The sequence below is a fragment of the Lactobacillus sp. M0396 genome (assembly GCF_016101625.1).
In the GTDB taxonomy this organism is placed as follows: domain Bacteria; phylum Bacillota; class Bacilli; order Lactobacillales; family Lactobacillaceae; genus Lactobacillus; species Lactobacillus huangpiensis.
Map to the genome: position 1 here is coordinate 296189 of NZ_JACFQE010000001.1, position 19835 is coordinate 316023.

The 19835-nt window shown below is 35.4% G+C and carries 21 protein-coding genes; 5 read left to right on the plus strand and 16 right to left on the minus strand.

The annotated features are described in order from the left end of the window. Positions 1-27: 27 nt before the first annotated feature. Positions 28-1059 carry a GIY-YIG nuclease family protein gene (locus H3T43_RS01400; RefSeq protein WP_198212002.1) on the minus strand — a complete coding sequence of 344 codons (1032 nt, stop codon included), beginning with the start codon at positions 1057-1059 and terminating at the stop codon, positions 28-30. A gap of 58 nt (positions 1060-1117) precedes the next feature. On the opposite strand from H3T43_RS01400, the gene H3T43_RS01405 reads away from it, so the two are divergent. Continuing rightward, the gene (locus H3T43_RS01405; RefSeq protein ID WP_198212004.1) at positions 1118-1732 is read left to right on the plus strand and encodes a 1-acyl-sn-glycerol-3-phosphate acyltransferase; all 615 of its coding nucleotides are present in this window, start codon (positions 1118-1120) and stop codon (positions 1730-1732) included. Positions 1733-1811: 79 nt separating this feature from the next. Next, a complete protein-coding gene (locus tag H3T43_RS01410) occupies positions 1812-2987 on the plus strand; it encodes a cyclopropane-fatty-acyl-phospholipid synthase family protein (protein ID WP_198212006.1) in 1176 nt (391 codons plus the stop codon). Between the two features lie 94 nt (positions 2988-3081). On the opposite strand, the gene H3T43_RS01415 is transcribed toward H3T43_RS01410, so the two are convergent. From H3T43_RS01415 to H3T43_RS01435, 5 genes are all read right to left on the minus strand, one after another. Continuing rightward, entirely contained in the window at positions 3082-4482 is a 1401-nt protein-coding gene (locus H3T43_RS01415) for an FAD-binding oxidoreductase (protein WP_198212008.1), read from the minus strand. A gap of 124 nt (positions 4483-4606) precedes the next feature. Next, the gene (locus H3T43_RS01420) at positions 4607-6397 is read right to left on the minus strand and encodes an ABC transporter ATP-binding protein (protein WP_198212010.1); all 1791 of its coding nucleotides are present in this window, start codon (positions 6395-6397) and stop codon (positions 4607-4609) included. Beyond that, positions 6387-8153, minus strand: coding sequence for an ABC transporter ATP-binding protein (locus H3T43_RS01425; RefSeq protein WP_198212012.1), 1767 nt, complete (start codon positions 8151-8153; stop codon positions 6387-6389). Before H3T43_RS01425 ends, H3T43_RS01420 begins: the two co-directional genes overlap by 11 nt. Positions 8154-8224: 71 nt before the next feature. After that, positions 8225-8440, minus strand: coding sequence for a YneF family protein (locus tag H3T43_RS01430; RefSeq protein WP_034981600.1), 216 nt, complete (start codon positions 8438-8440; stop codon positions 8225-8227). Positions 8441-8509: 69 nt separating this feature from the next. Then, positions 8510-8758, minus strand: coding sequence for a DUF896 domain-containing protein (locus H3T43_RS01435; protein ID WP_198212014.1), 249 nt, complete (start codon positions 8756-8758; stop codon positions 8510-8512). Positions 8759-8899: 141 nt separating this feature from the next. Here H3T43_RS01435 and lexA point away from each other — a divergent pair, with 141 nt between their 5' ends. Then, a complete protein-coding gene (gene lexA, locus H3T43_RS01440; RefSeq protein ID WP_045928230.1) occupies positions 8900-9523 on the plus strand; it encodes a transcriptional repressor LexA in 624 nt (207 codons plus the stop codon). 18 nt (positions 9524-9541) lie between these two features. Here lexA and H3T43_RS01445 read toward each other — a convergent pair whose 3' ends face one another. Continuing rightward, positions 9542-9934 (minus strand): MerR family transcriptional regulator, encoded by a 393-nt coding sequence (locus H3T43_RS01445; RefSeq protein ID WP_198212016.1) that lies wholly within the window; start codon positions 9932-9934, stop codon positions 9542-9544. 60 nt (positions 9935-9994) lie between these two features. Between H3T43_RS01445 and H3T43_RS01450 the strand changes: the two genes are divergently transcribed. Beyond that, positions 9995-10294, plus strand: coding sequence for a hypothetical protein (locus H3T43_RS01450; RefSeq protein WP_198212018.1), 300 nt, complete (start codon positions 9995-9997; stop codon positions 10292-10294). 225 nt (positions 10295-10519) lie between these two features. Here the strand turns inward: H3T43_RS01450 and H3T43_RS01455 are convergent, their stop codons facing one another. The 7 genes from H3T43_RS01455 to ylxM all read right to left on the minus strand — a co-directional run bounded on the left by H3T43_RS01455 (position 10520) and on the right by ylxM (position 15278). Then, positions 10520-11284, minus strand: coding sequence for a nucleoside phosphorylase (locus H3T43_RS01455; protein WP_198212020.1), 765 nt, complete (start codon positions 11282-11284; stop codon positions 10520-10522). Positions 11285-11385: 101 nt separating this feature from the next. Further along, the gene (gene rplS / locus H3T43_RS01460; protein WP_034981588.1) at positions 11386-11733 is read right to left on the minus strand and encodes a 50S ribosomal protein L19; all 348 of its coding nucleotides are present in this window, start codon (positions 11731-11733) and stop codon (positions 11386-11388) included. Positions 11734-11850: 117 nt separating this feature from the next. Beyond that, positions 11851-12576: a tRNA (guanosine(37)-N1)-methyltransferase TrmD gene (trmD, locus tag H3T43_RS01465; protein ID WP_187160116.1), complete on the minus strand. Its 726-nt coding sequence runs from the start codon at positions 12574-12576 to the stop codon at positions 11851-11853. Beyond that, positions 12566-13081: a ribosome maturation factor RimM gene (gene rimM / locus H3T43_RS01470; RefSeq protein WP_198212022.1), complete on the minus strand. Its 516-nt coding sequence runs from the start codon at positions 13079-13081 to the stop codon at positions 12566-12568. The genes trmD and rimM overlap by 11 nt, the downstream gene beginning before the upstream one ends. A 64-nt stretch (positions 13082-13145) precedes the next feature. After that, a complete protein-coding gene (rpsP, locus tag H3T43_RS01475; protein ID WP_034981579.1) occupies positions 13146-13418 on the minus strand; it encodes a 30S ribosomal protein S16 in 273 nt (90 codons plus the stop codon). A gap of 86 nt (positions 13419-13504) precedes the next feature. Next, positions 13505-14932, minus strand: a complete 1428-nt coding sequence (gene ffh / locus H3T43_RS01480; protein ID WP_198212024.1) for a signal recognition particle protein — start codon at positions 14930-14932, stop codon at positions 13505-13507. 4 nt (positions 14933-14936) lie between these two features. Then, a complete protein-coding gene (ylxM, locus tag H3T43_RS01485) occupies positions 14937-15278 on the minus strand; it encodes a YlxM family DNA-binding protein (RefSeq protein ID WP_034981574.1) in 342 nt (113 codons plus the stop codon). A gap of 407 nt (positions 15279-15685) precedes the next feature. Here ylxM and H3T43_RS01490 point away from each other — a divergent pair, with 407 nt between their 5' ends. Beyond that, on the plus strand, positions 15686-17119 hold the full coding sequence (locus H3T43_RS01490; protein ID WP_198212026.1) for an amino acid permease: 1434 nt from the start codon (positions 15686-15688) through the stop codon (positions 17117-17119). Between the two features lie 71 nt (positions 17120-17190). On the opposite strand, the gene H3T43_RS01495 is transcribed toward H3T43_RS01490, so the two are convergent. Next, positions 17191-18615 carry a C69 family dipeptidase gene (locus tag H3T43_RS01495; RefSeq protein WP_198212028.1) on the minus strand — a complete coding sequence of 475 codons (1425 nt, stop codon included), beginning with the start codon at positions 18613-18615 and terminating at the stop codon, positions 17191-17193. A gap of 34 nt (positions 18616-18649) precedes the next feature. Next, positions 18650-19834 (minus strand): signal recognition particle-docking protein FtsY, encoded by a 1185-nt coding sequence (ftsY, locus tag H3T43_RS01500; RefSeq protein ID WP_198212031.1) that lies wholly within the window; start codon positions 19832-19834, stop codon positions 18650-18652. Position 19835: the final 1 nt, after the last annotated feature.

The following is a 19835-nucleotide window of genomic DNA, read 5'->3' on the forward strand; positions in this document are numbered from 1 at the left end:
TACTAGATTATTGTTTAAGATGCAAGGTTAAAAGTTAACTTTATGTTCTCTTAAAAATCTTTCCTTCCATAATCTATTATGGTGCTTAAACCAATATTCCCTTTTAAGCGCCAGCTTCTTATCTTTAAACTCTTCGTGGTAAAGCAGTTTGACTGGTCTGCGAGACTTTGTATACTTGGCACCTTTGCCACTATTATGTGCTTTTAGTCGTTTGGATAAATCATCAGTAAAGCCACCGTAGAAGCTATTATCTTTGCATAAGAGTACATAAAAATAATATCTTCTACTCTTTTGCCTTTTTTCTCTATCCGATTCCGTTTCTCTGATTATACGCTGAATCGGAGGAAGATAATTACCGTTTTTATCATGTACCTCAATGGCATCCCTTAATACCAGACCATCGCTACCGGTATGCTTAACTGCTTCAATAATTATTAAATTGCAGTTTTCTCCTCGATGAGAAACATATGGCTGTACAAGCTTAATACTCAAATCATGTTTAAGACAAAAATATGCAATCTCATTTAAACGCTCTGGTCGATGGACCATAAATAATTTGCCTTTCATTTTAAGCAAGGCACTGGCTACAGAAATTATTTCTTCTAAATTAATTAAGATTTCATGTCTGGCAATAGCCTTTGCTGGATCAGGATTTACTTTATGATTTTGTGCAACTTTAAAGTAAGGTGGATTCACGACAATTACATCATACGAATCTTTTCTCAAAAAAACTGGAGCATCTTTAACATTTTTTTGAAAAACCTGGATACGATTTTCCATATTGTTTAGCGATATAGAACGTTCAGCTTGTGAAGCCACTTCTTCTTGTATTTCAACCGCATCATATTTAGCACGGTTAAAATAAGCCATATACATTGTTGCTGCACAATTGCCAGCACATAAATCAGCCACTTTGGAATTATCTTTAATTGAATCTTTTGCAGTTGCTGCTAAAAGCAGAGTATCTAATGAAAAGCTGAAAGATGATTTATTTTGGATTATTTTTAAATCATCACTGTACATATAATCAATGCGCTCATTTTTCAATAATTTGTCCATAAAAATTTGTCCTCTCTCGCAGCTTTGTTATAATATTTTACATCAATTGGAGGAAATTATGTTTTATCATTTTATTCGTCCGGTAGCTCGCTTTATAGTTTGGCTATTAAATGGACATTTACACGTTAATCATAAGGAAAGAATTCCCGAAGGGAACTATATACTAGCAGCACCACATAGAACATGGTGGGAACCAATTTTATTCGCCTTAGCGGCAAGTCCAAAAGAATTCATGTTTATGGCTAAAATAGAATTGTTTAAAAAACCGATATTACGGTTCATTTTAAAACATGCACATGCTTTTCCAGTAGACCGTAAACATCCTGGACCTTCAGCTTTAAAAACTCCTATTAATGGATTGAGAAAAGGTAATTATTCTTTAATTATTTTTCCCTCAGGTACAAGGCACTCATCTGAAATGAAAGGCGGCACAATTGCCATTGCTAAATTATCAAACAAGCCTATAGTACCAGTAGTCTATCAGGGTCCACTAACTTTCACTGGTTTATTAAAACGCCAACCCTTAGAAGTTTGTTTCGGGGAGCCGTTTATGATTGACCGTAAAATAAAACTCACTCACGAAAACGAAGCTATGTTAGACAATAAGCTTAAAAAAGCCTGGGATAAAGTTGACTACGAACAAAACCCCAATTTTCATTATCAACCTAAATAAAAAATTACTCTTTAAACATTAGCTCAATGAACAAGTGTTAAAATAAAAATGTAAAAAAGTTAGATGGAGGATTTCAAAATTGTTAGAAAAAAGTTTTTATAGAGCTATGTTAAGCAAGTCCTTTCCTTTCCCTGTCAAAGTAACATACTGGGATGGCAAAAGTGAAGTTTACGGAAACGGTACTCCAAATATAGAGATAATTTTTAACGAGAAAATTCCGACTAGTACTATTTCAAAAAATGCTTCTCTTGCTTTAGGCGAAGCATATATGGATAAAAGAATCGAAATCAAGGGCAGTTTGCAAAAACTAATTTGCGGAGCTTATGAAAGTGCCGGAAGTTTCATGCGGTCCAGTAAATTTCGCAAATTTTTACCAAAAGAAAAACACACTGAAGCACAAAGTGAAAAAGATGTTCAAAGTCATTATGATATCGGTAATGACTTTTATAAATTATGGCTTGACCCTACTTTAACATATTCATGTGCGTATTTTGAAAACGAAAATGACGATCTTGAGACAGCACAATTGGCAAAAATCCACCATATTTTAAATAAATTACATCCCGAAAAAGGAAAGACACTGCTTGACATTGGATGCGGTTGGGGCACTCTCATGCTGCTAGCGGCTAAAGAATATGGCCTTAAGGTAACTGGCGTAACATTAAGTGAAGAGCAATATAAACTTGTTCAAAAGAAAATATACGATCAAAACTTGCAGGATATTGCAGAAGTTAAGTTAGAAGACTACCGCGAGTTGGGAAATGAACAATGGGATTACATTACCTCTGTAGGAATGTTTGAACACGTTGGTAAAGAAAATTTAGGTCAATACTTTGCCGATGTTTCAAAATATTTAAAGAAAGATGGCGTAGCTCTCATTCATGGCATTACGCGTCAACAAGGTGGTGCCAAAAACGCTTGGATTAACAAGTACATTTTTCCAGGTGGTTATGTACCAGGGTTAAGTGAAAATATCAGTCATATTGTCGAAAACAACATGCAAATTACGGATTTGGAAATGCTTAGAAGACATTATCAAAGAACATTGGAAATTTGGGATAAAAATTTTAATGCTAAACGGGATCAAATTCAAAAGAATATGGGTGAGCGTTTTACTCGAATGTGGGATTTATACCTGCAGGCTTGCGCTGCTTCTTTTGAATCTGGCAATATCGATGTTGTCCAATATCTGATTACTAAAGGACCTTCAGGTAAAAACTTACCAATGACTAGAAAGTATATGTTAAATAAGTAATATTAATAATTTAATCTACACAAAAAAGCTGACAAATAAACTTTGTCAGCTTTTTTTATTAAACGCACATATACACTATGAATTAAGATATGAATTAAGGTTCAAAAATTTTTCCTGGATTAACAATGTAATTAGGATCGAATAACTTTTTAACCTTGCGTAGTAAGTCAGTATATTCTTTACCATAAAAGTCTTCATAATAATTTGCTCTAGCGTAGCCAATACCATGTTCACCAGACATATTTCCATCAAGTGATTTAGCAGTCTTGTATAACTCTGAAATTACTTTATCGCTTGTTTTTGCATATTCTTCATCAGTCATATCATCTGAGCAAAGGTAAATATGCAGGTTGCCGTCTCCAGCATGACCAAAGTTTGGAATTCTAATATTCAATTCCTTCTCTAGCTCTTCGATTCGGTCTAAAACTACTGGAATGTGGTTGATTGGAACACAGACATCAATTTCATCCATCTTTGGTGTGGAGTTTTGAATAGCAAGCAATAACTCTTCACGACATTTCCAAATCTTCTTAGCTTCATCAGAATCAGCACTTAATACAATTGCCTTTTCTGCTTTAAACGGTTTAACAACTTCTAAAGTTTCGTCAAGTTCTGCTTTCCATTCATCTTCTGTGAAGGCGTCAATTCCAATGATAATAAAACCATCACCATGCTTAATCGGAAATTCGTCCTTAGCATATGTTTCCCAGAGTTTAACAACCTTGCGTCCCATAAATTCAACGGTTGTTGGCACAACTCCAGATTTAAGAATAGCTGGAACAGATCTAATAGCGTCATTTAGAGTTGGAAATGGAATAATTGCATTGATAGATTTGTGTGGTCTTGGGTATAAACGAATTGTAACTTCTGTTACAACACCCAAAGTTCCTTCTGATCCAATAATTAAATCTTTTAGTGAATAGCCTGAAGACGATTTAACTGCTTTGGAGCCAAATTTATACAATTTTCCGTTAGTCAAAACTACTTTGATCTCACGAATGTGCTCTCTGGTAACTCCATATTTGATGGCTTTGAGTCCACCCGCATTTGTGGAAACATTGCCACCAATAGTTGCCCAGTGCATGGCTGGAGCAGGCATATACATGAAAGGCTTATCAGCTAAATATTCGTCCAAGTCTTTCAATCTTAATCCTGCTTGAACAGTCATAGTCAAACTTTCTGGATCATATTCCAAAACCTTGTTCATTTTGATCATGTCAAGTGAAATTCCGCCATCAACAGCAAGGTTAGCTCCCATTAAACCAGTTGAATTTCCCCTTGGAACCAAAGGTATTGAATGATCACTAGCGTATTTAACAACATTCATTACCTCTTCATTGCTTGTTGGTTGAATTACCAAATCTGGCATAGCTTTGACTGTACCAAATTGGTCATGATCCCAGTGCTTAGTTGGTTTAGTAATAAACCTTTCTGGATCTGAAATGAACTTGCTTAGGTTATCCAAGTCAGTTTGATTAATTTTTTGATATTCCATTATAATTCCCTTCTTACTAAAATCATAATTTAGCTACTGCTAACATGATAAATTTACTCTTTAATGTAAACGCTGTCAATACTAAATATAAAAAAGCACAAAGTTTTTAGCTTTGTGCTTTTTTTCACTTTTGGCTATTCTGTAAGGTATATAAATTATAATAATAACCTTTTTGTGAAAGAAGTTTCTCGTGATTGCCTCTTTCCACAATTCTGCCATCATTCAATACAATAATTTGATCTGCATCAACAATAGTTGAAAGCCTGTGCGCAATAGCCAAAGTTGTGCGACCCTTACGCAATCTCTTCAATCCTTGTTGAATCAGCGTTTCAGTTTCAGTATCGACATTTGCAGTGGCCTCATCCAGAACTAATATCCTAGGATCCGTCACCAAAGTACGAGCAAAAGATATTAGCTGCCTTTGGCCTTGACTAAATTCACTTCCACCTTCACCTACTTTAGCATGGTACTTTCCAGGGAGATTCTCAATAAAGCCATCTGCCTGAACAGTTTCAGCAGCCTTTTTTATTTGCTTGTCAGTTATGTCCTTGTTATAAAGGCGAATATTGGAATTAATATCCCCGTAAAACATAAAGGGCTCTTGCAATACCAATCCAAGTTTTTTGCGCAATTCTTCTTTAGGATATTTTTTGATGTCAACCCCGTCAATTAACACTTCACCTTTATAAAATTCATAAAAACGCATCATTACGTTAATAATTGAACTTTTACCCGAACCTGTATGTCCAACTATGCCTAAAGTTTCTCCTGGATTAACTGTGAAGGAAATATCATGTAAAATTTCGTTTTTACCATCATATGAGAAACTTACGTGCTTAAACTCAATCTTTCCTTGATTAATTGTTAATCCTGCCTCAGCTTTTTGTTGTGGTTCGTAATCAGTATTATCTAAAATCCGAAAAATTCTTTTGCCTGCTACAATACCATCTTGGAAAAAAGTCATTTGATCCATCATATTGGCAATTGGATTAAAAAACTGTGAAATATATTGTGAAAATGCATAAACAACACCAGCTGGAACAAAGGTTTCCCTTAACGGAAATCCAAAGTACATTAAAGTTAATGCTAATGCAAGTGAATATAGCAAACTAGTTAAAGGTGACAACAAAAAGGAATTAAGATTAATCATATCGAAACGTGTTTTCATTAAGGCAGAGTTTTCACTTTCAAAATGATTAGTCATACGCTTTTCCTGCTTAAATTGCTGGATTAAAGAAACTCCTTCAATTGATTCATTTAAGTTAGTATTTATGCGACTTAATCTTTCGCGATAACTACGGTAAAGTTTCGAACTTCTTTTAGAATATTGCCAAATAATCACTAAAAGTAAAGGTAAAAAAGCAAGAACTATAAATCCAGCCACCACATTGGTAGAAAACATCGCTACCATAGCCGAAATAATTGAGAAAAATGAAATTACTACGCTTGATAATACAGTCAAAAAATTGCTCAAAGTCATAGTATCATTTGTTACTCTTGAGACTATTGAACCAGCTGGAGTTTGATCAAAGTATCGCATTCCTAATGTATGCAACTTTTTATAAAGTTCAGAACGCAAGCCTTCAAGCGATTTTTCTGATCCTAAAGCAAAAAAGTACTCGTAGGTAAACTGCAAAATTCCTTTGACAATGGAACCAAATGCGTAAAGAAAACCAGCGAATAAAATTATTTGTGTTGTAACATCAGCTTTACTCAAAAAATTATCTAAAAAATACTGTAAACCATATGGCAGTAAAACGTTAATTACACTTACTAAAAAAGCACCAATACCTGCAATGATCATTTCATTTTTAAAATGCATCACAAAACGCAGCAAGCGCTTAAAAATGCTAAGTTGCTCTTTTACAGGAATTTCTTGAGACCAGACTGATTGGAATGAATTTTCATCGTCCATTGGAGTCACCTACCTTGTCTTCTAATTCTTGTCTTTGCCACATATCAGCATACCAACCATTTAATTTCAGCAGCTGGTCATGAGTTCCTCGTTCAACAATCCGACCATTTTTTAGGACTAAAATTAAATCAGCATTCATTACCGATGTAAGTCTATGCGTAGCAATTAATGTTGTTTTTCCCTTACGTTCCTTTCTTAGAGAGCGTAAAATAGCCATTTCAGTCCTGGCATCTACTGCTGACAATGCATCATCTAAAACTAAGATTTGGCTTTGTTTAAGTAGCGCTCTGGCAATAGACATACGTTGTTTTTGTCCTCCGGAAAGTGAAACGCCATTTTCACCCACCAAAGTATTGTAACCACCTGGCATCTGTAAAATATCATTGTGCAGATCACTTTTCTTTGCTGCAGAAACAATAGCACTTTCATTACTGTCTGCTTTTGAAAAAGCGATATTCTTTTGGATACTGGTTGAAAATAGGTAATTGTCTTGAGGTACATATGATATTTGGCGTAATAAAACATTAAGGGGAATCTCTCTGATATCATGTCCATTTAACGTAATGTGACCATCATACTTATCAAATTCCCTAAGTAAAAGCTGTATTATAGTAGTTTTACCAGCTCCTACTTTACCCACAAGACCCAGAGTTTGACCTGTTTTTAACGTAAAGTCGATATTATTCAGCACTTGAACTTTCGGTTCATCTGGATATGCAAAATATTTAACATGATAAATAAGATCGCCCGCTATATCTTTGGCAGATAATTTTTGATCAGCATATTTATCCGTAATTTCAGACTTTTCTTCCAGCAGCTTTTCAATACGATCGTAACTTGCGCTTCCACGCTCTAAAATATTAAAAAGATATCCGATGGCAAACATAGGCCAGACCATATTACCAATGTATGCAATAAACGAAACTAACTGGCCAATAGTGAGTGCTTTGTTAAAAACAAGCATCCCACCGTAAATAATAGTTATTGTATATGTCAAACCAATAAGCAATGTGCCTAAAGGATCAAACATAGAGTCCCATTTAAAAACTTTTTTATTGATTTTAATAGTGTCATCTATCATTTGGTCAAAAGCAGCAGTATCTTCTTTACCCTGACCAAATGTTTTCAAAACCTTGATACCTGAAACTGATTCCTGAGTTTTATTGTTTAACCTGGAAAAAGCTGCTTGGGACTTATCAAATGCATCATGTAGCCTGTCTCCTAATTTCCATGCTCCCCAAGCCAAAAATGGTAACGGCAAAAGAGCCACAAGTGTTAAACGCCAATCAACAAAAGCAATCATGGCCACCATGGTAGATACACTCATTATTAGTGAGTCAACGAGTGTTAAAACGCCTTCACCGGCAACTTCCTGAACGGCCGAAACATCATTTGTAGCGTGAGCCATCAAATCACCTGTTCTGTGACGTTGATAAAAAGTGCGATCCATAGCCATGAAATGACGGAATAGTTTCGATCTTAACTGTAGTTCCAGTTCTGCTGCACCACCCCAAATCTGACTACGCCAAAAATAGCGAAAGCCATACAGCAACAGGGCTGCTAAAACAATTGCCAAAATTAGAAGACCATATTCTTGCCAACTAATATGTCCTTCATCTAATTGATCAGCCATTAGACCTAAGATTCTCGGTGGCACCAAGTTCACAACTGAAGTAAGTGCCAAAAACGTAATACCAATTAGGTAACGCTTTTTTTCTTTTTTAAAAAACCAACCTAATTTAAAAAATATACCCATTATTCACCTAAAAATTCAGTAAAAAAGCGGAGAGTTTATTCTCCGCCACACTATTTCAATCTAGTAAGTTTTTATTTTTGGTGCTTCATCATGTTCATCACTTGGTTTACCTTCTTAGCTGAAGGCTTTTGGCCCATTTGAGACATCATGGCAACAATCATATCTTCACTGATTGGCGGATTATCCTTAAAATATTTTTTCATATATGCTCTTGCACCATAAAAGCCTCCTACAAGTCCTAATATTAATGCTATAACAATCAGAAAAATCGCTAATCCTAAGTTCATAAAATAATCACCTCAATTTGTCCAATAGGTATATCTTACCTAAAAATACAGTAAAATTAAAGATCAAAGTTAATCTTTTCTTAAACCTTTTTTTCTTTGAGCTTTTTTCGCTTTTTCAGAAGTAATTTCTTTGCCATTTTTATCAATTATCACTAAATTCTCTACATCTTGTTTAAAGCCTGCTCTGAAGTTCTTAATAAATTCCTGATGTAATTTCTTTCGTTCTATTTCCTCGCCTTCTGTTAGTCCAACAGATTCCTTTTTATGATAAAGTTCATTTATTCGATTTATTAGTTTTTTCTCAAGATCTTCATTCATTTTTAGCACCTCTCTTAAAAAAGTCTACATTATTATTTGTAATAAAAAAAGTTTAAAATTTTCAGAACGCTTGTTTGTACTATACCAAATTATCTGCTAGAATTAAAAGTATTAAAGACGTTTATAATACTGGAGATAACTATGACTACAAAACAAAACAATAAGCAGTTACAAATTTTACGCTATATATATGAAACGGTTGAAGACAGGGGCTTTCCTCCAACTGTGCGTGAAATATGTCATGCTGTAGATTTATCTTCCACTTCTACTGTACACGGCCATTTATCAAGGCTTGAAAACAAGGGCTTAATAATAAAGGATGCTACAAAACCAAGAGCATTAGAAATAACCGATGAAGGGAAAAAAGCAATTGGCGTCCAACCAAAAGAAATTCCAGTTGTTGGTGATGTGACTGCTGGTCAACCTATTTTAGCTGTTGAAGACATAGAAGACTATTTCCCTTTGCCTCCTGATTTAGCAAACGATGCTGGCGATCTCTTTATGTTGAGAGTACATGGAGAAAGTATGATTAATGCTGGTATTTTAAACGGAGATAATGTAATTGTCCGCAAACAATCTTCAGCTATTAACGGTGAAATTGTAGTAGCAATGACAGATGAAAATGAAGCAACTGTAAAACGATTTTACAAGGAAAAAGGTCACTATCGTTTACAGCCTGAAAATGATACGATGGCACCGATCATATTGTCAAGCGTCCACATTTTAGGTAAAGTAGTTGGACTGTACCGTAACACTATTATTTAACAAAAGAACTTTATAGCATTATTGGGATAAATAAAAATTATTTTTTACGAGTTTCAATAATGCTTTTTTCTCCATAGTTTCTTTTACTTCTTCCAGGACTTTTTCCTGCATTTTTAATTTGTTTATTTTTGCATTTATAACAGCGATTTTATCCTTAATTAACTTTAAGTTCTGTTTACGCTGCTTTTCAGTACTACACGATTCATCGTGTAGTTTTTTTATGTCCTTTATTTCTTGAAGCGAAAAACCTAAGTCTTGGAACTCTTTAATTGCTTCAAAAATATCAGTTTCGTCTTCAGTAAACCAATAGTTTCTTCCCTTACGACCAGGATTTAATAAGCTTAAGTAGATATAATGTCTAACTGTATCACGTGTAGTATTTTCCTTTTGAATAAATTCTTTCAAATACATAATTATCTCCTTGACGTAGGGTCGACCCCAGATGATTAAATTTTAGCAGGAGGTATAAAAATGTCATATCTAACAATCTCTTTAACTATTATATATGGTGTTCTTATGACTAGCGCCAGCTTTTCATCTTTTACTAGTTTGCCAATTTGGCTAATCATGATCAACGTCTTGTCCGCATTAGGCATTATTGCCGGAAGTTTTCTAAAAAAACCACTTTTAACTACTATATTTCTAGTAGCAGTTTTGCTTACCGCTCTAGCAAACGGAATTTTTCTTTACGGACAAATCACTTGGTCTCACTGGTTTATCAGACTAATTTTGACTATTATTTTGATTTGCTTGAACTTTAAGTATTTTTAGATATTTACCTAGCAAAATTCCTGTTAGTAGTCAAACGTAACGTCTCAAAATACTGTCATTATGGCAAGAAATTGACTTTCCACAACTAATGCTTTAAATCAATTCACAATCTTTACATTGATTTTATACTTAAAAATGCTATTTCTAAAGCTTTTATGTTATTTGCTTGTGAATAATAACGCTGTTTCACTTTGGTTCCACGGAAGTATTTTTTCACAAACTTGGTTAAATTTTACTAATGATATTGGCAGCTAAATTAATTGCTGCTTCATGAGCATCCCTGCCCCAGCCTCTTTCTTCATGCTTTTCTACATCTTTAAGAGAATCTGCTGTAAATAATATTTGTGCAAAGTCGACTCCTCTAAATTGTGCACAAGCAGCGAGTGCCGCACATTCCATTTCAACACATGAGGCGCCCAATGCTTTAGCCTGTTTTACTTTCTTGGCAGTTTCCCTAAAAAAACCATCAGTAGTCCACGTAGTTACTTCTTTAACCGTAAATCCATTTTCGTTCATTAGCTTCTTTGTTTTGTCTAAAAATGCGGATTCTAACATGACAAATGTCTCTGGATTTAAATAATGAAATGACGTACCTTCGTCTCTTATGGCTTTTATAGGCACGAGAAAATAATTTTCCGGTAAATCAACCAAACAACCTGCTGAGCCAACTGCTAAAATCTGTTTAACACCGTAGCCTATTAACCAATCTAACAGTTGCACAGCGGCCGCGGCCCCCATTTTAGCCTGACAAAGGGTAAACTTTGCTCCATCTAAATCAACTTCATAAATGGGAGTTTTTCCTTCAAAACATTCAAAAAATCCCACTTGTTTATGAGGACGACCAACTAAAAATTTGTTGATTGCAGCTGTAGTTAAAAATGCAAACAGCAATTTAGGTTGAAAATGAAAGTGATTAATTTCTTTTTCGTGCTCTGGTTCTAGAACTGCTTTTGGACTAGTATCAAAATTTAATAAAAATGGTTCATTCATAATTCTACCCTCCATAAAAAATATTTTGCTGAAGATTTTAACATAAACAAAAAAGAGAATCATCCCTTTACGGAATGATTCTCCTTTACTTAAGCGTTAATTTAACGACGCTTTTCTGCAATTCTAGCAGACTTGCCGTGACGATCACGTAAGTAGTAAAGTTTAGCACGACGTACACGCCCGTGACGTAATACTTCAACCTTGGCAACACGTGGATCGTTTACTGGAAAAGTACGTTCAACACCAACACCAGATGCCATCTTACGTACAGTATAGCTGGCACCAATTCCAGTGCCCTTACGCTTAATAACAACGCCTTCAAACATCTGAATACGTTCATGTGAACCTTCGACAACACGCACGTGGACACGAACTGTGTCTCCTGCACGGAAGTCAGGAATATCGTCACGTAATTGTTCTTTAGTTAATTCTTGAATTAATGGATCCATTTTTATTTTCTCCTTCTCCGGCATTCATTCACGTCATTCACGTCAGCGGAACACCCCTAACTATTAGTGCAAAAATAAATTACACCTCAATTATATTAGCAAAAATAGCAATTAAAATCAAGTTTGATCTTTTTCCTGCTCTATTTCCGTCAACATTCTCTTTTCTTCTTTACTTAAATTATAATTTTCAAGTAAATCCGGTCTGTACAAGTAGGTTGCCCGCAAAGCTTCCTTATGACGCCACTCATCAATCTTTTGGTGATTTCCAGATGTTAATACTTCAGGTACTTTCTTTCCTTCAAAATCTTCTGGTCTGGTATATTGTGGATATTCCAGCAAACCACGAGTGAAACTCTCCTCTACTGGTGAGGCAATATTTCCCAAAACACCCGGAATCAATCTAACAGTAGCATCAATCATACTCATTGCAGGTAATTCACCACCAGTTAAGACATAATCACCAATTGAAACTGTTTCATCTGCCAAATCATAGATGCGCTGATCAAAGCCTTCATAATGACCACAAATAAATGTAAGGTTCTCTTCTTTAGACCATTCTTGTGCTATTTTTTGATTAAAAGTTTTGCCTTGTGGTGCAGTAATAATTACTTTGCCCTTATTTGCGATCGAATCAAGTGCTTTTTTGATCGGCATAATTTGCAAGACCATGCCTGCTCCGCCACCATAAGGACTGTCATCAACGTGATGATGAATATCCGTGGTAAAATCACGAAAATTGACTAAATTGAGTTGCCATCTGCCATCTTCAAGACCTCTTCCAAGCATTGAAGTTGTCAATGGTGTAAACATATCGGGAAAAAGCGTCAATACGTTAATCTTCATTGCGTAATCCTTCCAAAAGTTCTACAAAAACTTTTTTATGTTCAACATCTATCTTTTTAACAACTTGATCTATATAGGGAATTAAATACTCATTACCATTTTCTTCGGTAATTTCCCAAACATCATTTGCTCCTGGAGTTTCGATACCGGTTATTTGACCCAGCTTAACCCCAGAATGATTATCTATCACTTTACAGCCTAGAATATCGCGATAATAATATGCGCCATCTGGAAGTTCATGCTGATTTTGCTCGCTAACAACTAAAGTTTCGCCGACTAATTTCTTAGCACTATCAATATCAGTGATTTCATTAAATTGAACCAGCCAGAACTGTTTAAAAGGTCTGCTGGTTTTAACCGTCAACTTTTTTTGTTGATTAGCTTTTAAAGCCAATTCTTGCTTTGCAGCAAAGCGTTCTTCCGGAAAATCCGTAATTAAAGCAACTTTTACTTCTCCTTTAAGACCATGGGTAGATAATATTCGCGCAACATCATAAAATTGCATAGTTTCTCCTACTCAAAGAAAAAAGCTTGAAGCAGTTAACTTCAAACTTTTAACTAACGATTCACTATTTATTAAATTTTGAATCATGCAGTTTCTTCATTAAGCCTGCACCAGAAAGTAGTGAACGCACAGTATCTGAAGGTTGAGCACCCTTTTGCAACCATTCAAAAATTTTATCTTCGTCTAATTTCAATTCCTTAGGAACTGAAACTGGATTATAGTAACCGACTTCTTCAATAAAACGACCATCGCGTGGCATTCTGGAATCAGCTACAACGATTCTATAAAATGGCTTTCTTTTAGCACCCATACGGCGCAAACGAATTTTTACTGACATAAATTTTTTTCCTCCTAAAAGTTACGTTAAATAATATAGCACTTTTTTAAAAGGGTGTAAAGTGTTTTTACTTAACAGGTGATTTTTTATGAATGATATCTCTTGACCTTCATCCGTTTTTTCTTATTTTTCTTAAATTTTTTACCCATATGTCTCATGGCCATCCGACCCATTGGAGAATTCATTCCTGGCAAATTATCCATTCCCTTAAAATTACCCTTAGTAATTTTGCTCATCATATCGCGAGCCTGCTTAAATTGCTTAATCATTCTGTTGACTTCAACTACCGGTCGACCAGATCCAGCTGCTATTCTTCTTCTGCGACTAGGATTAAGCAACTCTGGATTTTCTCGCTCTTCTTCTGTCATTGATGAAATAATTGCTTTCACATAAACAATTTGCTTTTTATCGAAGTTGACGTTCTTAAGCTGTGGATTATTTGCCATTCCTGGAATCATCTTCATCAGCTGGTCAAGTGGACCCATTTTTTCAACTTGCTCAATCTGATCAACAAAGTCGTTGAAATCGAAAGTATTTTCTTTCATTTTTTCAGCAACTTCTTCAGCTTTTTTGGCATCATAATCCTGCTGAGCTTTTTCAATTAAAGTCAGCATATCACCCATACCTAGAATTCTAGAAGCCATACGATCAGGATAGAATTGTTCAAGGTCAGTTAATTTTTCACCCTGACCAGTATAAATAATTGGCTTGCCGGTTACTGCTCTAATGGATAAAGCGGCACCGCCACGAGTATCACCATCAAGTTTGGTCAAAATAACTCCGGTGATGTCTAAACGTTTGTCAAAGCCCTTTGCAACATCAGTTGCTGCTTGACCGGTCATGGCATCTACTACCAGCAAAATATTATCCGGTTGGGCAACTTTTTTGACGCGCTCAAGTTCTTCCATCAAAGGCTCATCAATTTCCAAACGACCCGCGGTATCAATAATGACATAATCATTTTTATCTTTATCGGCTTGGCTTAAGCCGTCTTGTACTATTTGAGCTACGTTTTTTTGATCTTTTTCACTATAAACAGGAACTTTTAGCTGGTCACCAATTTGCTGCAACTGGTCAATAGCCGCTGGACGATAAATATCACCAGCAATTAGCAACGGTCTTGCTTTTTCTTTTTGTATTAATCTGTTTGCCAACTTACCAACTGTAGTAGTTTTACCTGTACCTTGTAAACCCACCATCATTATTATTGTAGGAATATGTTTAGATTTATTGAGGGAAACTGCGCTCTCACCCATCATCTTGGTTAATTCATCGTTAACAATCTTAATGACTTGTTGACCCGGATTAAGGCTTTCCTGAACTTCTTTTCCGAGAGCTTCTTGCTTTATTTTCTTGATAAAATCTTTAACAACTTTAAAGTTAACATCAGCTTCCAGTAATGCCAGTCTAATTTCCCGACTGGCACTATTGATGTCATCTTCTGATATTTTCCCTTTACCCGTTAGATTTTTTAAGGCTTTTTGAATTCTTTCACTTAAATTTTCAAATGCCATCGAATTACTCTCCCCTCAGTTGATTTATTAGATCAGTAGTTATTTGTAAAGCTTGGCTTGACTTGCTTTTTTTGAGTGCGACTACAACTTTTGCTAGTTTGTCTTCAATCATATTGTAATCCCTCTGCATATGTAAATTATCTTCGTAATTTTTTAACAACTTGCGACAGCGACGTAAATTGTCGTAGACTGCCTGACGTGAAACATGATGATTAATGGCTATTTCTCCTAAAGACAGGTCGTTATAATAATAGTCTTCAAAATAACTTTGCTGGCTCTTGGTTAATAGACCACCATAATATGCGTATAAATCACCTAATATTTCGTTTTTTTCGAGTTCGTCCATTGCCCTCACCTTGAACAAGTATAGCAAAAATGTCAGAAATTGACGATCTTGAAAGCCAAAAATTTGATTAAAGATATACTAAAATTTATTGCTTTTCTTAATAAAAATCTGTATTATTAATTTAATTAATTTTTAGGAATTTTACTATCACGGATATAGAATTATCATTCTTGAAAGTTATTAGATTAGACGGTACACGAATAAATATTAATTTTGTACCGTTTTTTTATTTGAGTAATCAAACTGTTTTGAAAAAATATTTAAAAGCGTTACACTACACCTACTGTTTAAAACAAATTTTACTATATAAAATGTAAGTTCGCACTCAAGTTGTTACCCGTGTGAACTTTTTAAATGGTAGATTTCTTTCAAACAGAATGCTAAACAAAGCTAAGGAGCAATTCAGTGTGAATTTATGGAAATTAATGAATCGAAAAGAAGATCCAGATATTTATCAGGAAAAAGATGGTCACTTAGTCAGAACACTAAAAGTTCGTGACTTTTTAGCTCTGGGTGTAGGTACTATCGTTTCAACCTCAATTTTTACATTACCTGGAGAAGTTGCAGCACTGCACACAGGACCCGCTGTAGCCCTGTCATGTGTTATTGCATCTATAGTAGCTGGTCTTGTTGCATTCGCCTATGCAGAAATGGCAGCCGCAATGCCATTTGCAGGATCAGTTTATTCTTGGATCAATGTTATATTTGGAGAATTTTGGGGTTGGTTTTCTGGTTGGGCTCTTTTAGCAGAATACCTAATTGGAATGGCATTTATTAGCTCTGGTTTGTCTGCTAATCTTCGTGCATTAATAGCACCTTTAGGCTGGAAATTACCCGCTGCCCTAGCCAATCCACTAGGCGTAAATGGAGGATTATTTGACCTGGTTGCATTACTAGCTATTTTGTTGGCTGCATTTCTAGTCAGCTTTGGAGTCTCTAAAGCTTCCCGAGTCGAAAACGTTTTAGTGGTGGTCAAAGTTTTAGCAATTTTGCTTTTTGTTGGCGTTGGTTTGACAGCTATTAAAAAAGCTAATTTCATTCCTTTTATACCACATTATCGTGCAACAGCTCATGGACCTTTTGGTGGCTGGCAAGGTATTTATGCCGGAGTTTCGATGATCTATATTTCATTCTTGGGCTTTGATACCATTGCATCAAACTCTGCAGAAGCTATTAACCCGCAAAAAACTATGCCACGGGGAATTATCGGTTCGTTGCTAATAGCAGTTATTTTATTCGTAGCCGTCAGCTTAGTCTTAGTTGGAATGATACCTTATCACCAATATTTAAATTCAGCTGAGCCAGTTGGATACGCTTTAAGAAAAACAGGTTTCGGACATATTGCCACTATCGTTCAGTCTGTTGCTATTTTAGGAATGTTTACCGCTTTGATTGGTCTTTGTATGGCAAGTTCTCGTTTGGTATATTCATTTGGTCGCGATGGTATGATTCCTAAAGTACTTGGTAAATTGAATAAAGAACATCGACCAGCAAACTCATTATGGACAGTTGCAGTTATTGCAATTATTATTTCTGCATTTATTCCCTTCTCATTCCTGTCACAATTAGTTTCAGCTGGAACTCTGATTGCCTTTATGTTTGTTTCTCTGGGAATCTATCGCATAAGGCCACGCGAAGGAAAAGATATTGTTGATCCAGCTTTTAAAATGCCTTGGTATCCTGTACTGCCATTTTTAGCATTTCTCGGATCTTTTGTTGTTTTTTGGGGATTAGATATACAAGCAAAAAAGTACATGCTAATATGGTCACTAATTGGTGTCTTTATTTATTTAATTTATGGCATTCGTCATTCTGCTATGAATAAGAAAATGCGTAAATAGCACTTCTCAAAAATAAAAAAGTCTGGAAAGTTTTTCCAGACTTTTTTAATGCCTTTAAATAGTATTATTATTTAAAGATTTTCATCCATATTAAATGTTAGTTTTGACATATTGATTGAATCAATCATCATCTGAGCCCAAAGCTTTTCAGAACGCTTTCTAGTATAGGCAACAGTCTCTTGATTGGCCTTAGTTAGATATGAAGTTAATTCAGTCCCTGATTTATCACTAGCTACTTCGATAATCTTATGCACACGACGACGATAGTATTGATTAAGTTCATTCAGATAATCACTATCGAGTTGAACAAACTGTGGGTAATGCGTTTCTACAAGTGCCGCTAAAGATTTGTAGTACCACCAAGCATCATTAAGATTATATTCCATTGATGTGTTATTGTAAGAAGGATCAGTATCATTCATATTAGCAAAGAATGGTACAAAAGGCGTGAAAGTTGGCCCACCAATACAAAGCCACATTATTGCTGCCTTATCAGGGTCAACATCATTTCTAATCTGTAAAATGTGGGAATTTTGCGTTCTATTTAAACCAATTGGACGGAAACGATGCTTCTCTTCATCTGTGCCTTTACCAAAAGGATCATACGGAGTGTTTTGGTAATGACTGCCGAGCACAAATTCAATGTCTTCTCTGGTTATTTTCTTAGCTGCACGCCGAATGAAAGGTAAATCACCATCGGTTGGATCTTGTTCAATTTCGGGATTAAAATATTTTTGACCGTACCAAACACGATTAGTATTATAAAACCTATCTTGTTCACTATAAGTACCAAAAATATGACGGAAATTCCATCCCTGATGATCAACATTTAAGTTGTGATCGGCAACAAACTCCTGAATTCCCTCGCTCCACATAAAGTTGTCTGAATCAGCAAAATCTACTTGTTCAATAGAAACCCTATTTGCAGCAATTGCATAAGCATCATCTGGAATACGTTGTGCTACCCAGTGATGACCTGTGACAATTTCCATATACCATATTTCATCTTTGTCACCAAAAAGGACCGAGTTGCCTGCCGGTGAACCATATTTAGCTATCAGTTTGCCTAAATATTCAACTCCATTTCTAGCAGAGTGAATATAAGGCAAAACAACTGACTGCATACAATCTTCATCAAGACCATCTTTTACCAGTGGATCATATGCGAGTGCTCTCTCATTACCATAAGTTGATTCAGTACAAGACATTGCCACATTTTCTTGATTAATACCACTCTCATCGTAATAACCACGGTTTTTGTAATCAACATTTGGTACAGCAGGAACAGCCTGAGCATTTTCAGGCAAGTCTAATTTAAACTTATTCAACCAAGACTTAATTTTACGACCCGATTCATTTTTTGCAGCGGGTCTGATAATAAATTTTTGCGGTGTAATTGGACGAAAAGTGTCATCATTACGAGCAATCATGGTCGACCCGTCAACTGAAGCCTTTTTACCGACTAAAATTGTTGTACATGCACTGTATTCTTTCATTAAATATAAATATCTCCCTTTAAAAAATCTATTTTTAAATTAAATCATGAAATAGTCCGACAGCATAGTTTGCGGCATCAAAATCAGCTAAATCACTGGCTTTTTCACCTAAACCAACTAATTTTACTGGCAATTTCATCTCATTTCTAATTGCCAAAACCACCCCGCCCTTTGAGGAACCGTCTAATTTAGTCAAAACCAATCCTGTTAATTTGGTAGTCTTGTCAAAGTCCTTAGCTTGAAGGAGTGCATTTTGACCAGTTGAGCCGTCTAAAACTAATAAAGTTTCTGTTGGCTCTTCTGGTGCTTGCTTTTTAATTGTCCGTTCAATTTTTTCCAGCTCATTCATTAAATTCTTTTTATTTTGTAAACGACCAGCAGTATCCACTAATAAATAATCATAATTGTCTTTAATAGCTTTATCAGTCGCATCATAAACAACTGAAGCAGGGTCCGCTTGTTCCTTTCCAGTTACTACTGGAACACCAACTTTTTCTCCCCATTCTGATAATTGTTCAACTGCACCAGCTCTGAAAGTATCTGCTGCCGCTAAAAGAACTGACTTCCCTTCATCTTTAAATCTTTTAGCCAATTTACCAATTGTTGTGGTTTTGCCCGCGCCATTTACACCTACAAAAAGATAAATATTCGGCTTACCATCGTTATGAGACTTTAATTTTTCATTTTCGGAATTACCACTTTGGTCATAAAGATTAACTAATTTTTCAACAATAACTTTTTTCAAATCATCTCGCGACTTGGCTTTCTGCAATTTTGCTTCATCTCGCAGTTCGTCAGTCAATTCTTCGGCAGTCTCATAACCGACATCAGACTCAATGAGTAGCTCTTCCAAGTCATCAAAGAAATCTTCATCAACAGTCCTGAACTGGGCAAAAAAGCGATTTAATCGAGCCCCAAAACCCTGATTAGTTTTCTCTAAACCTTTTTCATATAATTCAGTTTCTTTTTCCTTTTCATTATCAGGCTCATCCTCAGTTTCTTGCTCTAAAGATTCTTCTTCCTGAAAAGCTGTCGAATTTTTGTTTTCTGATTCATTCTTTTCTGAAGTTTGTTTTTCTTCAGAGGCTATCTCTTCCTTGTTTTCTATCTCCTCAGAAGATTCTTGTTGCTCTTTTTCTGATTGATTCTGCGAATCATCAGTAGCTTTACTATTCTCTTCACCAAATAAAGATTTTTTTATCTTATCAAATAAACCCACT